The sequence below is a fragment of the Neisseria sp. P0021.S005 genome (genome assembly GCF_051956955.1).
Window position 1 is genome coordinate 1 of sequence record NZ_JBQCWY010000942.1, and the last position, 463, is coordinate 463.

At 55.1% G+C, this 463-nt stretch carries 1 pseudogene; it reads right to left on the reverse strand.

Features of this window, described 5'->3' with window-relative positions:
• Positions 1 to 463, reverse strand: a pseudogene (locus tag ACTHUE_RS20270) (MMPL family transporter); the annotation flags it as partial.

Sequence of the window (463 nt, forward strand, 5' to 3'; positions counted from 1 at the left end):
CAACATGCCGTTGTCCATGTCCCACTGCAAACGGCTTTGCGGATTGGCTTTGTCGGCAACAAAGCGTCCGAAGCCCAGCCAGTCTTGTTCTAAAGACAAAGGGGAGGGGGTGGCAAAAGGATTGGCCGCGGCTTCTGCGCGCGCTTGAAAATAGGCTTGCGGCTGCTCAAACAGCAGGCGGATTTCGTCTTGCGGCAAAACGGCCAAGCTCAGCTTCTGCATATCCGCCCGCACTTTGTCCAAATTTGGCGTCATGCTGCTGTCGACTTGTTCAAATACGCCGCTTTTGCGCCATGCATCGGCAATTTGAGAGGCCGTCTGAAAAGCGGTTTCGGCATCGGTACTGCCGGCAAGCAAAATAACTTGCGAATTGAGCTGCGCTTCTGCGGCTTTATCCGCAGCCGTCAGTAAGGCATCGGGTTGCTGCTCGCTTGGCAACAACGCGGTCAAATCGGTTTGGATG